8 protein-coding genes are annotated in these 12,564 nt (G+C 73.1%); all 8 read right to left on the reverse strand.

Going from position 1 to position 12,564, the window contains the following annotated elements:
* Positions 1 to 101: 101 nt before the first annotated feature.
* The 8 genes from IO36_RS36275 to IO36_RS36310 all read right to left on the reverse strand — a co-directional run bounded on the left by IO36_RS36275 (position 102) and on the right by IO36_RS36310 (position 12,552).
* Positions 102 to 1,010: a sortase gene (locus tag IO36_RS36275; RefSeq protein ID WP_051901215.1), complete on the reverse strand. Its 909-nt coding sequence runs from the start codon at positions 1,008 to 1,010 to the stop codon at positions 102 to 104.
* A gap of 127 nt (positions 1,011 to 1,137) precedes the next feature.
* Positions 1,138 to 3,132, reverse strand: a complete 1,995-nt coding sequence (locus IO36_RS43545; RefSeq protein ID WP_051901216.1) for an Ig-like domain repeat protein — start codon at positions 3,130 to 3,132, stop codon at positions 1,138 to 1,140.
* Between the two features lie 135 nt (positions 3,133 to 3,267).
* Positions 3,268 to 6,018, reverse strand: a complete 2,751-nt coding sequence (locus IO36_RS47815) for a hypothetical protein (protein WP_051901217.1) — start codon at positions 6,016 to 6,018, stop codon at positions 3,268 to 3,270.
* Positions 6,015 to 7,781 carry a phosphate ABC transporter substrate-binding protein PstS gene (locus tag IO36_RS49065; protein WP_051901218.1) on the reverse strand — a complete coding sequence of 589 codons (1,767 nt, stop codon included), beginning with the start codon at positions 7,779 to 7,781 and terminating at the stop codon, positions 6,015 to 6,017. Before IO36_RS49065 ends, IO36_RS47815 begins: the two co-directional genes overlap by 4 nt.
* Positions 7,781 to 9,061, reverse strand: a complete 1,281-nt coding sequence (gene pstA, locus IO36_RS36295; RefSeq protein ID WP_063764940.1) for a phosphate ABC transporter permease PstA — start codon at positions 9,059 to 9,061, stop codon at positions 7,781 to 7,783. The genes IO36_RS49065 and pstA overlap by 1 nt, the downstream gene beginning before the upstream one ends.
* A 1-nt stretch (position 9,062) precedes the next feature.
* Positions 9,063 to 10,040 (reverse strand): phosphate ABC transporter permease subunit PstC, encoded by a 978-nt coding sequence (gene pstC, locus IO36_RS36300; protein ID WP_051901219.1) that lies wholly within the window; start codon positions 10,038 to 10,040, stop codon positions 9,063 to 9,065.
* Between the two features lie 458 nt (positions 10,041 to 10,498).
* Positions 10,499 to 11,578, reverse strand: coding sequence for a hypothetical protein (locus tag IO36_RS36305; RefSeq protein WP_037626695.1), 1,080 nt, complete (start codon positions 11,576 to 11,578; stop codon positions 10,499 to 10,501).
* Between the two features lie 38 nt (positions 11,579 to 11,616).
* The gene (locus IO36_RS36310; RefSeq protein WP_037626697.1) at positions 11,617 to 12,552 is read right to left on the reverse strand and encodes an N-acetylneuraminate synthase family protein; all 936 of its coding nucleotides are present in this window, start codon (positions 12,550 to 12,552) and stop codon (positions 11,617 to 11,619) included.
* Between the last annotated feature and the right edge of the window lie 12 nt (positions 12,553 to 12,564).

Genomic DNA, 12,564 nt, shown 5'->3' on the forward strand with positions numbered 1-12,564 from the left:
GATCCGCTGGGTACGGATCCCCGCCCCCGGGCGGGTCGGGCCGGGGCGGTATGGAGGCGCGGGACGGGCGGGTGCCGGGGCAGGGGCAGGGGGCGGTCGGGTCAGGTCAGGTTGGGGAGGAGTTCGGTTGCCCGGGTGGCCACCTGGAGGCCGAGGAGCAGGACGACCGGGGCGAAGACGATCCAGGTCTGGTGGCGGCCCCAGCGGTGCCAGGCCCACACCGCGCCGACCGCCGCGACGACCAGCGCCTGGAGCCACATGACCAGCGGCCAGGGCGTCCCCCCGGGGCGGGCCAGCGGCTGTTCGGACTCGGGAAGCGTGCCGGAGCGGATGACCGCGGCCGGGGTCCGCGCCGGCGCGGAGACCAGCTCGGCGTCGACGCGCAGCACCCCGCCGGGCATGAAGTCCGCCCCGGTGGCCATGAGCAGGACCATGCGGCCCTTGCCCGCGTCGAGCGGGGCGGGCGCGGGGTCGCCGGCGCGCCGGATGCCGAAGACGCGGTACTTCGCCCTGCCCTGCCCGGTGGTCACGCTGAACGTGTCGCCGGCGGCGAGGTCGCCGAGGCGCCCGAAGGGGCCGCCGTACGCGGCGGCGCGGCCCATCAGCACGCTGGTGCCCGCCTGTCCCGGCATCGGGGTGTCCCGGCGGTGGCCGGGGCCGTCGGCCAGGACCGCGGAGTCGGTGCCCTCCAGGACGACCTGGCGGACGTGGAGCGCGGGGATGTCGACGATCGCGAGGGGCGTGCCGGGGGCGAGCAGAGCGCCCTGCTGGTCGGTCTGGGCCACCGGGGCGGTGCCCAGGGCCAGTTGGGCGCGCAGGGAGTCGTAGGCGGCGTGCTGGGCCGCGCGTTCCTGGAAGCCGCTGAGGAACAGGAGCTGCGCGGTGAGGCCGAGCAGCAGGGCCGCGAGGGTGAGCAGGCCGCCGCGGGCGAGGTGCCGGACGGCGGTGACGCTGCGAACACCCGGCCGCGGCAGGGGTGGTGCGAGCGTGGTCTGTACGGCGACCGTCACGGCGGCGCGTCTCCTTCACTCGAGTCAGGGAACGGGTGGGGCGGATCGGGTTCTCGCCGGGGGCGGCCCGCCGGGAGGTCCGGACGGCCGCCCCCGGCGAGGGGGCGGTGCGAGGTGGTGCCGTGGATCAGGTCGACTTGATCTTGAAGTTGGCGCCGTTCTTCGAGCTCACCGTGGTGGAGCCCACGTACCAGGCGTGCAGGGTGTGGGTGCCGCGGGAGAGCTTCGGGAGCTTGATCGTCACCTTGCCGCCGCTCAGGGTGCCGGTGGCGACGACCCGCGAGCCCTCGTAGATGCGGACGGTGCCGGTCGGCGTGGTGCCGGTCGCGGTGACCTTGACGGTGACCTTGGCCTGCGAGAGGTGGCTGATGGAGGCCGGCGCGGTGGTGGTGACGCTCGGGGCGGCCTTCGAGACGGTCAGCGAGACGGCCGCGTTGGACGTCAGGAGCTTGCTGTTGCCGCCGTAGGACACCGTCAGGCTGTGCCTGGCGACCTTCAGGTGGCTGGACAGGCTGACCGAGACCTTGCCGGTGCCGTCCAGGGTGCCCGTGCCGAGGGTGGTGGTGCCCTCCTTCACGGTGACCGTGCCGCTCGGGACGACGCCGTGCGTGGCGGCGACGGTGACGGCGATCTTCGGGGTCTTGCCGTAGGCGGTCGTCGTGGCGGTCGCCTTGGTGGTGGTCGTGTACTTGATGTCGCCGGTCCAGGAGGCGGCGGCACCGGTGCCGTTGAGGTTGGCGGCGGAGACCGTGGCCGTGTACCGGCCGAGGGCCAGACCGCTGAAGGTGTACGAGGTGGTGGTGGCCGGGACGTCCTTGACGGCGACGACGGCGCCGTCCGAACCGGTGAGGGTCACGCGGTAGTCGGTGACCGGCAGGCCGGTGGCCGCCGGGGCGGTCCAGTTGAACTTGACGCTGCCGTCGCCGCGGGTGCCGCTCAGGGCGGGCGCGGCCGGGGTGGCGGCGTCGACCCCGGACTCCTCCAGGCCGCCGAGCTTGGCGTGCTTGGCGAGGTTGACCGAGCCGTTGTAGGGCTCGTTCACGAAGCCGAACTTGGCGATGACGCCCTCGGCGGCGTCGGAGGCGAGGGCGGCCTCGTGGGAGCCGCTGGTGACGAAGACGTCGTAGAGGTCCTTGTCGAAGAAGATGCCGGCCGGGTCGATCGCCCGGGTCGGGACGACGTTGTAGACGTCGCGGCCGAAGGTGGCGTTCTCGTAGTAGGCGCCGACCGGGGCGAGCTTGCCGTTCACGGTGGCGACCGGGGTGGTGGCACCGGTGTCGCCGGGCAGCTGCACGGCGGCCAGGTGGGCGCCGGCGGCGGCCGCGGTCGTGCTGAAGTCCGGGGAGACGCCGTTGTTCTGGGCGATCCAGCTGCCCACCGAGAACGGGACGAGCGCGCCGTCCGTGTCGAGGGCGCCGTCGGCCTGGTTCTCCTGGACGGTCGCGACGTTCGGGGAGAGCGTGGCGTCGGTGAGGCCGATGGCGCCGAGGAAGAACTTGCGGGTGCCGGAGCCGCTCTGCGGGATCTTCGGGTGCACGGTCTGGCCGTTCACCTGGGTCAGCGTGCCCGAGTAGATGTCGTGGAGCTGGTCGACGGTGAGCGTGTTCAGCGCCGAGCCGCGGACCGCCACGCCGACCGCGTCGCGCGCGAACGGGATGTAGGTGAAGGCGGTTCCGGAGGAGCTCGGGCCGCTGGAGGAGCGGGCGAAGTCGACCTGGCCCTTGATGGAGACGCCCGAGCTGTCGGGGAACTTGTCGCCGGTCAGCGACATGCTCAGGGCGAGGCGGCCCTTGCCGGAGCCGTTGGGGCGCGGGAAGGACGGGCCGCCGGTGCGGGTCTTGATGTTCGAGGTGGTGGAGCCGGTGCCGGGCTCGATCGCGTCGTAGGAGGCGATGCCCGCGCCGCTCGCCGACTTCACGGCGGTGCCCGTGTAGGAGTTGCCGTTGACGGTGTCGCCGGCGAGGGCGTTGAGCACGTCCTGGGTGGTGTCCGAACCGACGCCGACCAGCTTGCGGAAGGTGCCGGCGGGGGTGGGGTCGGCGGACGCCGGGCTCGCCAGGGCCAGCGTGCCGGACACCACGGCGGCGGCGACCATGGCCGCCGAAAGGCGCGTCGTGCGCATTGAGAGTCTCCAGAGGGTGTGCGAGGTGACGTCGGAGGATCTGGCAGGGTGGTACGGGCCGTCCGCCCCGACTGCCTTTCGGGGCGGGCGGCCGTCTGTGGGGAGCGGGGCCCGGCGGGCCCGCGCTCCGGTGGCTCAGCTCCGGCCGGAGGGCAGCCGTCGGCGCAGCCACTTGGGCAGGGTGAACGCGGGGATGGTCAGCGCCCGTCCGCCGGGCAGCGGGACACGCAGCGGAAGGCGGAGCCTGCCGCCGCCGGCGAACGGCGCCCCGATGCCGGCGAAGGCGCCGAGCGCGGCACCGACCGGGACGGCGTAGCGCAGTGAGTTGCCCGGGTCGTCGGGCGTGGTGCCGAGCGCGGTGGTCTGCAGGGCCTTGCCGCCGTCGTAGGACGGTGCGGCGCTCGGCCCGGTGCTCGCGCCGGTGCTCGGCGTGGCACTCGCGCCGCCGCTGCCGCCGCCCGTGGAACCGCCGGCGGAGCCGCCCGTCGAGCCGTCGGTGCCGCCCCCGCCCGTTCCGCCGCCGGAGCCGTCGGAGCCGCCGCCCGTGGAACCGCCGTCCGAGGACCCCCCGGTGGAGCCGGAGCCGCCGGTGGGCGTCGAGGAGGGGCCGGTGTAGTGGACGAGGGCGTCCGCGGCCTTGGTCGCCCTGGTGCGCAGGGCCGCGGGCAGCGGGGCGTAGCCGGCCGGGAGCAGGCCCGGGTCGGCGCCGCTGGTCTGCCCGTCGCCGGCGGCGTACCGCAGCAGGGCCGCGTAGTCCTTGCGGGCGGCCGTGTCGATCCCGGCCGGGCGGACGGCCGCGTAGACGAGCTGGGCGAGCGGGTAGGCGCCGGTCGCGTCGGCGGTCGCGGGGGTGATCTCGGGGGCGCCGGTGCCGGTGGCGCCGCCGGCCGCCGCGGTCAGGGACGAGTCGGCCGGGCCGACGAACTTTCCGGCGGTGTTGCGCAGCCGGGCGGTCTGGAGGCCGTAGCGGGCGGCGGAGGCCGCGTCGGTGACGGTGATCACGAACCGGGAGCCGACGGTCTGGGGTCCGGGGCTCTTGAAGGCCGGCGGGTTGGCGAGCGCGTCCCAGCTGGACTTCCAGAGGGTGTCGGCGCGCCGGGTGTGCAGGGCGCCGGAGTGCATGTCCTCGACGTAGGGGTGGAAGTCGGTCATGCACTGCTTGACGGTGGCGTCGGTGCCCGGCGGGACGGTGCACCAGGGGTCGCTCTTGGGGTAGTCGTCGGCGTTCGCGGGGTCGAAGGCGAAGCCGGTCGGGTTCTTGGACGCGGTGGTGCTGTAGTACGGGTTGACCTTGGTCCCCCAGGCGTCGGGGTCGCCGGCGAGGAAGGACCGGGCGTCCTTGTCGGCGAGGATCCACTGCCACAGCGCGCGAGCGGAGTCGCTGTGCCCGAGCGAGGTGATCAGGTCGGTGTCGGTGGACGGGGTCTCGGAGACCGAGAGATCCGCGAACTCGGGGTTGAGGGAGATGAACTCGGGGTCGCTCGCCAGGCCGGCGGGGTTGGTCCTCGCCCAGTCGTAGCCGGTGGCGGCGGAGTCGCCGAGGACGGCTCCCCAGGGCGAGTTGCGGTAGGACTCGGTGAGCAGCTTGGCGACCAGGCGCGGGGTGAGGTCGACGGACTCGACCTTGGTGCCCGCGAGTCTGCGGACGGAGTCGGGCGCGCCGGCCTTGGGTCTGCGTTCGACGGTGAAGCCGATGACGGTTCCGGACAGCGCGACGGGCGCGTACACGGTCGGGTCGGAGGGGGCCGTGCTCCCCGTGTCGGCGCCGAGGGCCCGGGTGGTGAAGGCCAGTCCGGTGGAACCGTCGGCGATGAGCCGGGCTCGGGTGTCCGGCTCGCCGAGCTCGGTGTAGCCGTACACCGTGCCGGTCGGGCACAGGGCCGCCTGCCAGCTGGTCATCGCGTCGGCGGCCAGCTCGCTGCCCGTGGTGGCACGCTCCTGCGCGCCGAGCGCGCAGTTGGTGCCGACCGGGTTGAAGCCGAGCGGGATCGCGACCCGGTTCTTCCAGTTGGTGGAGGAGACGGGGGATCCGGCGTTGACCTGGCTGTGGTCGGCGTACGGATTGCCGTCCAGGTCGAGACGGCCCTGCGGGACGATGACCAGCCAGCAGGAGCGGGGCTTCGTGCCGCCGCCGACGGTGACCGGCACGCCGCAGCCCAGGTGCGGGGCCTCGTTGGCGGTCTGGACCTCGAAGTACTCCTTTCCGGTGCCGTCGGCGCCGGTGCGGGCGAAGTCGACCTCGTTGGTGGTGTTGCGGTTGAAGAAGGCGTTGTTCTGGGTGCCCGAGGTGATCACCGTGCCGTCGACGGACTTGAAGGGCACCTCGCCCGGGGCGTTGGGGTTGGCGGCCCCGTACCGTTCGTCCTGGCCGTAGTTGGTGGGGTCGGCGCTGTAGAACACCTTGCGGGTGTCGTCGTAGTCGTTGCCGGGCCAGCTGCCGCGGTCGGTGGTCGGGGAGGCGCCGTACTGGCACTGGGTGCGCGAGGGGCCCGGGTTGGACGGCACGGTGCCGTCGTCGTCGCCCCAGCACTGCATGATCTGGACGAAGTCGGTGTTGAACGCCGTGCCGGCGAACGTCGTCGGAGTGCCGCCGGACCAGGAGACCGTGACGGCCTGGCTGGTCAGATGGGTGGTCCGGTCGACGGTGAACCGCATGTCCTTGAACTCGCCGCGCCCGGGGACGGTCACGGCCGAGGAGGTCGCGTCGGCGGTGCCCGCGGCGGAGGCGGGGGCCGCGGCCTGGGCCACGCCGAGCCCGGCGAGGGCGCCCGCGGCCGCGCCGGCGACGATCCGCAGGAGCAGCCGCCGTACGCGCGAGGCCGCGGTGCCGCGCGGTCGCGCGGCCGGGGATCCGGTGGCGCCCGGTCCGGTGCTGCGAGGGCTCATCGCCGCTGCCCCTCTCCGGAGGACTTCCCGGCGCCGCGCCCGGTGATCGCGCGGGACACCAGGGAGGGCAGCAGGACGAGGCCGAGGACCAGGAAGGCCGCGATCAGCATCAGCGTCTGGGTGCTCGTCCAGCCCTGGCCGCCGGCCACCGAGACCGGCTGGGCGAGCGCGATGGTGTCGCCCGCCGTGCCGCTGCCGCCGCCGGTTCCGCCGCCGCCCGTGGAACCGCTGCCCGAGCCGCCGGCGCCGGAGCCGGGCGAGAGGGTCTGGCCGGTGTCCGGGTCGACGACCGGCTCGGAGCCGCCGCCGGTCCCGCCTCCCGCCGCGGTGCCGCCGGCCGAACTCCCGCCGGTGGAGCCGCCGCCGGAGGTGCCGCCGGTGGACCCGCCCGTGGTGGACCCGCCGCCGGTACCGCCGGTGGAGCCCGAACCGCCCGAGCCGGTCCCGGTCTTGGCGCCGCCGCTGCCGGTGGTGCAGGGCGGGGCGCCCTTCTTGTCGCAGGCGGCCGGGTAGGGGGCGGTGTCGGCGAGCTTGTTGTGCCCGTCGCCGGAGAAGGTCGGGTTGTTGCAGCCCCTGATGTTGATGTTCTGCGCCTGCACGCCGGGGATGCGGCGGATCTGGTCGAAGCCCGCCTTCACCAGGTTGATCGGCAGCGGCGAGTAGCCGAGCGAGGGCGCCTGCTGCTGGCCCTGGCACATGAAGTAGTACGAGAACGCGCCGAGCGTCTTGCCCTTGGCCTGGGTGAACGTGCCCTGCACCTTCAGCGGCAGGATCATGTACGAGTAGCTGGACAGCGGGTAGTTGCGCCTGTCGGAGTCGTTGTAGACGCCGTCGAGCTTCTGGGTGAGGTAGTCCGCGGAGTTCCTGTCGTTGTTGATCCGCGCCTTGAGCAGCGAGACCGCGACGTTCTGCGGGGTCGGCTCGGTGTAGTAGCCGGCGTGGTTGAGGACCTTGGCGACCGGATAGTGCGCGTTCAGTGCGTACGAGTAGTTGACGTACCCGATCGCGCCCTCGCCGTAGTTCTGGGCGACGTAGCCCGCGACTCCGAGGTCGCCGGACTGGGCGATCATGCCGGAGACGGTCGGGTAGTACGAGGTCTGCCCGCAGGCCCCCGAGCGGCCGACCTTGTCGCAGTAGGCCTGCCACAGCGACTTGTGCTGGTTGGCCATCCACATCGTGAACTGGGCGGTCGAGCCCGAGCCGTCGGAGCGCACGACGGGGACGATGGTGCGGTGCGGGAGCTGGAGGCCGGGGTTGTCGGCCTTGATGACCGGGTCGTCCCAGGTCTTGACGGCACCGGTGAAGATCTTGGTGACCACGTCGCCGGACAGGCGCAGGTTGGTGACCCGCTTGCCGTTGACGGTCAGGTGGTACATGAAGACGGTGCCGCCGGCCACGATCGGCATGTAGGCGTAACTGCCGGACGCGGGCCGCTCGGCGGCCGAGCCGTCGGTGGGGTGCGTCTGGAACGGGATGTCCGAGACGGCGAAGTCGACGGTGCCGCTGAGGAACTGACGGCGGCCGTCGGAGGATCCGGTGCCGGCGTAACTGATCCGCATGCCGTACTGGTTGACGGCGCGCCGCCATTCGTCGACGGCGTTCTCGGCCCAGGTGGAGCCGGCGCCGGATATCGGCGTGTAGCTCTCCGCGGCGGCCGGGGCCGCCAGCGGACCGGCCAGCAGCCCGGCGATCACGCCGAGCAGCGCGCCGAGCGTCCCGAGCGCCCGCAGGCGCCCGAGGGCGGTGTGGAGGTGGCTGCGCATCAGTCGGTCTCTCCGGTGGCGGGGGCGGTCGGGGCGTCTTTCCCGGGGAGCGGTTCCCCGGGGTTCTCGAACAGGGACAGGCCGGGCGCGCGCAGCTCCTCGAAGCGCCGCACGTCCGCGCGTGAGGCGCGGGCACCGCGGCGGGCCTGGCGCTTGGTCCGGTGACCGGGGCCGCGCCCGCCGATCACCCGGGCGATCACGAACAGCACCAGGACGAGGGCCATCAGCACGGCGGCGGCGCCGAAGCCGCGGGCGATCATCGTGGGCTCGGGCGACTTGACGAAGTTGAAGACCGCCAGCGGCAGCGACACCATCGGGCCGCTGGTCGCGTCCGCGTTGAGCGCGGCCGTGAAGCCGGCGGTGAGCAGGACCGGCGAGGTCTCGCCGATCCCCCGGGCGGTGCCCAGGATGACGGCGGTGGCGAGGCCCGAGCGGGCGGTGGGCAGCACGACGTGCCACACCGTGCGCCAGCGCGGGGCGCCGAGCGCCTCCGCCGCCTCGGTGAGGTTGCCGGGCACCAGGCGCAGCACCACGTCCGAGGCCCGGATCACGATCGGCAGCATCATCACGCTGATCGCGAAGCCGGCCGCGAGCCCCGACTTCTGCATGCCGAGGCCGAGGATCCAGGTGGCGTACACCATCAGGCCGGCCACGATCGAGGGCAGCGCGGTCATCGCCTCGACGATGGTGCGGACGAACCGGGAGAACCGGCCCGGGATCTGGTTCAGATAGACGGCGCAGGCCAGACCCAGCGGCACGGTGATCACCAGCGCGATGGTGATCATGGTGAGGGTGCCGAGCATCGCGTGGGCGATGCCGCCGTGGGTGAGCGGGTCGAGGGGGCCGGCGGCCTGCATGTCCTGGGTGAAGAAGTTGCCGTGCGGCAGCGCCTCCCGGCCGCGCCAGGCGGTGAAGCCGACGACCATGACCAGCCCGGAGAACAGCAGCGTGGCCGCCGTCCAGAGCACGACCGTCATGACCTTGTCGCGTACGGCCTGGGCGTCCTCGTCGAGCCCGGTCAGCACCGCGTAGACGGCGAGGAAGACGAGATAGGCGGTGACGGTGAAGCCCAGCGCGCCCGAGAACGGCGCGAGTTGGCCGAACAGCAGGACGGTGACGCAGATCCCTGAGGCGGCGGCGCCGCACAGGGACAGCACGCCGGTGCGGGTGACACCGCCGATGCGGCGCGGCCGCGGCGGCGCGGGCCGCACGACGGCGTCCGCGGGCGGGGGCGGCGCGTGACCGGCGCCGGACAGGGGCGTTTCTTCGACGACGGTCATCTCATGCCTCGCTCTGCGCGCCGGAGCGGCTGCGGGCCACCACGGAGGAGGCGGTGAAGTTGACCGCCAGGGTGAGCAGGAACAACGCCAGGCCCGCGGCCATCAGCGCCGACATCCCGAAGTCGGAGGCGTCGCCGTAGTGCAGGGCGATCAGCGAGGACACCGAGTTGGAGCCGGTCTGCAGGACGTGCCACTGGATGGCGAACACCGGCGAGATGATCAGGTAGACCGCGATGGTCTCGCCGAGCGCCCGGCCGAGCCCGAGCATGGTGCCGCCGATGATGCCGCCCTTGCCGTACGGCAGGACGACCGAGCGGATCATGCCCCAGCGGGTGGCGCCGAGCGCGTAGGCGCCCTCGCGTTCACCGGCCGGCGCCTGCGAGAAGACCTCGCGCATGACCGAGCACTGGATCGGCGCGACCATCAGGGCGACGACGATCCCGGCGACGAAGGTGGACGCGGTGAACACGCTCTCGGAGGCGAGCGGTTCGCCGGGCTGGGTGCCGTCCACCCTGAACAGGGGGATCCAGCCCAGCCATTCGGACAGCCATCGGGACAGGCCGATCACGTGCTGCTGGAGGAAGAACAGCCCCCACAGTCCGTAGACCACGGAGGGGACGGCCGCCATCAGGTCGACCAGGGTCACCAGGGTGCGGCGCAGCCCGCGCGGGGCGATGTCGGAGATGAACAGCGCGGTCCCGACGGCGAGCGGTACGGAGATCACCACCGCGACGAAGGCGATGAGGACGGTGCCGGTGAGGACGGCCGCGATGCCGAAGTTGTGGACGTCCGGCTGCCATGCGGCGGTGGTGAGGAAGGAGAGGCCCCGGGCGCGGAGCGCCTGGCCGGCCCTCAGGAGGAGGAAGAGTCCGACTCCCGCCATGACGGCGAGGACGGTGATGCCGGTGGCCGTGAGCTGGAGCCGGAAGAGGCGGTCCCCCAGGCCGCGGGCGGCGTCGAGGCGACGGGGGGTGAGCACGGCCCGGTTCTCAGCCCGGCCGGCCCCGGGAGCGGCGAATCCCGCTCCCCCGAACCCCGGGCTCCCTGACTCGGGTCTCCCCGGCTCCGCTCCCCCGGCCCTCGGGCTCTCGTGCCCCGCTCCCCCGACCCCGCGTCTCTCGTACCCGGGTCTCTCGGGCTCCGGTCTGTCGGACTCCTCTGGCACGGACGCCACGCGCTGCCCCCCCCATTCCGGAAAACGGAACCCCCGCGCGGCCGACGGCCGGTACCGCGCGCAGCGATTCAATGGCCGGATCGTGTCGCCCCAACGCGCCTGTTGTGGAGGAACGGTGAACGCCACACGACCGTTCGGTGCGTCCGCCGTGGAGGCTGGGCGGAGGGAGGCCGGATGATGCGCGTGGACCGCGGTACGGACCGACGCCGAAGCCCGGCGCGGTGCGCCGGGCTTCGGAACTCCCTACGGACTACTGGCTCGAACTAGACGGTGGAGACCGCCGAGAGGCGGTGGACGTCACGGGCCGTGCCGGTGACCCCGGACAGGAAGCCCTGCGCCCGCGGCGAGGCGTTCTCCGTGAGCCAGGCGGGGTCGATGTCGCACACCGCGACCCGCACCTCGGTGCCGGCCAGGGCGAGCGGCAGCGTGTGCACGACCGTCGAGGGGAAGCTCAGGATCGTCCGGCCTATGGGACCGCGCCGGGCGATCAGTTCGAGCGGCAGGTCGGGCCGGACGATCTCCAGGCCCGTCTCGGCGGCCAGCCGGTGCAGTTTCTCGGCGCTCTCGCGGCGGTGGGCGAAGTAGCGGGTCGCGCCGTGCGCCGTGGCGAGCCCGCGGACCGCGCCCAGATAGCGGTCCGGGTCGACCACGCCCGTCTCGACGAGCGAGGTGCCGACCATGTCCGCGCTCCGGGTGATGCGCGGCGGGCCGAACCGGTCCCGGGTCCAGGAGAAGTCGTTGGCGGTGATCGTGACGCCGTCCGGCGCCGATTCGATCGGCATCGAGGAGAACACCTCGACGCTGCGGCGGTCGCTGGGCGTCAGCCGGCGCCGGGCCGAGGCGGACACCGGGGCGAAGAGCACGTCCCGGGGCCCCGGGCGGCCGCCGCGCCGGTGCCAGCGGACCAGGCGTTCGCCGCGGGCCAGCTGGGCGACGAACTCCATCGTCGCCGTGCCGTCGTCGACCACGACCAGGTCACGCGCCCTGGTGATGGTCAGCAGCAGCTGCACATAGCGGGAGAACGGGTCCCCCATCACGATCCGCCGGGCCCGGCGCAGCAGCGGCGCCAGTCCCCCGATGGTGTGGAAGGGGGCCGTGGTGCCGCCGCGCGCCTCCTCCCAGCGGACCGTGTGGCCCTCGTCGCGGGCCAGTTCCGCCATCCGGCGCAGCTGGCCGCGGGTCATCGGGTCGTTGGGGGACAGGACGACGAGGGTGAGCCCCGCGCCGGGCGCCGCACCTTCCTGGGCGTGCGCGTGCGCCCATTCCAGCACGTTCAGGAGCTGTACCGGACTCTCGACGAAGGCGAGAGTGGAGGAGCCGGCGGAACCGGCGCGGGGGCTCATCGACGAACGACCGTCCCGTCGTAAGGAATTCAGGGCCTTCAGACCGAGACGGGCTCGCCCGCGGCCGCGGCGATCTCGGCCTCGGCGACGACGCCGGCGATGCGGCGCAGCTTCTTCATCGGGCCGAGCTCGGAGTCGTAGACCTTCTTGACGCCGTCGCCGAGGGAGGCCTCGATGGTGCGGATGTCGCGGACGAGGCGGGTCAGGCCCTGCGGCTCGACGGAGGCGGCCTGGTCGGAGCCCCACATCGCGCGGTCCAGGGTGATGTGACGCTCGACGAAGGTGGCGCCGAGGGCCACCGCGGCGAGCGTGGTCTGCAGGCCCGTCTCGTGGCCGGAGTAGCCGATCGGGACGTTCGGGTACTCGGCCTGGAGGGTGTTGATGACCCGCAGGTTGAGCTCCTCGGCCTGCGCCGGGTAGGTCGACGTGGCGTGGCACATCAGGATGTTGTCGCTGCCGAGGACCTCGACCGCGTGGCGGATCTGCTTCGGCGTCGACATGCCGGTGGAGAGGATGACGGTGCGGCCGGTGGCGCGCAGGGCGCGCAGCAGCTCGTCGTCGGTGAGCGAGGCGGAGGCGACCTTGTGGGCCGGGACGTCGAACTTCTCCAGGAAGGCGACGGCCTCGGTGTCCCACGGGGAGGCGAACCAGTCGATGCCCTTCTCCTTGGAGTACTCGTCGATCTGGCGGTACTCGTCCTCGCCGAACTCCACGCGGTGGCGGTAGTCGATGTAGGTCATGCGGCCCCAGGGGGTGTCGCGCTCGATGTCCCACTGGTCGCGCGGGGTGCAGATCTCCGGGGTGCGCTTCTGGAACTTGACGGCGTCGCAGCCGGCCTCGGCGGCCGCGTCGATGAGCTTGAAGGCGTTCTCGAGCTCGCCGTTGTGGTTGATGCCGATCTCGCCGACGACGTAGACGGGGTGGCCGGGGCCGGCGGTCTTCGAACCGAAGGTGCGCAGACGGGAGTTGCTCATGGGAAGACGTTC

Origin of the sequence: Streptomyces aureus, assembly GCF_000725495.1 — a bacterium.
GTDB lineage: Bacteria > Actinomycetota > Actinomycetes > Streptomycetales > Streptomycetaceae > Streptomyces > Streptomyces aureus_B.

Coding starts and splice junctions, on each gene's coding strand:
- pstA (WP_063764940.1), bottom strand. CDS start 9,061: ATGACCGTCGTCGAAGAAACGCCCCTGTCCGGCGCCGGTCACGCGCCG.
- IO36_RS36310 (WP_037626697.1), bottom strand. CDS start 12,552: ATGAGCAACTCCCGTCTGCGCACCTTCGGTTCGAAGACCGCCGGCCCC.
- IO36_RS36305 (WP_037626695.1), bottom strand. CDS start 11,578: ATGAGCCCCCGCGCCGGTTCCGCCGGCTCCTCCACTCTCGCCTTCGTC.
- IO36_RS47815 (WP_051901217.1), bottom strand. CDS start 6,018: ATGAGCCCTCGCAGCACCGGACCGGGCGCCACCGGATCCCCGGCCGCG.
- IO36_RS43545 (WP_051901216.1), bottom strand. CDS start 3,132: ATGCGCACGACGCGCCTTTCGGCGGCCATGGTCGCCGCCGCCGTGGTG.
- IO36_RS49065 (WP_051901218.1), bottom strand. CDS start 7,781: ATGCGCAGCCACCTCCACACCGCCCTCGGGCGCCTGCGGGCGCTCGGG.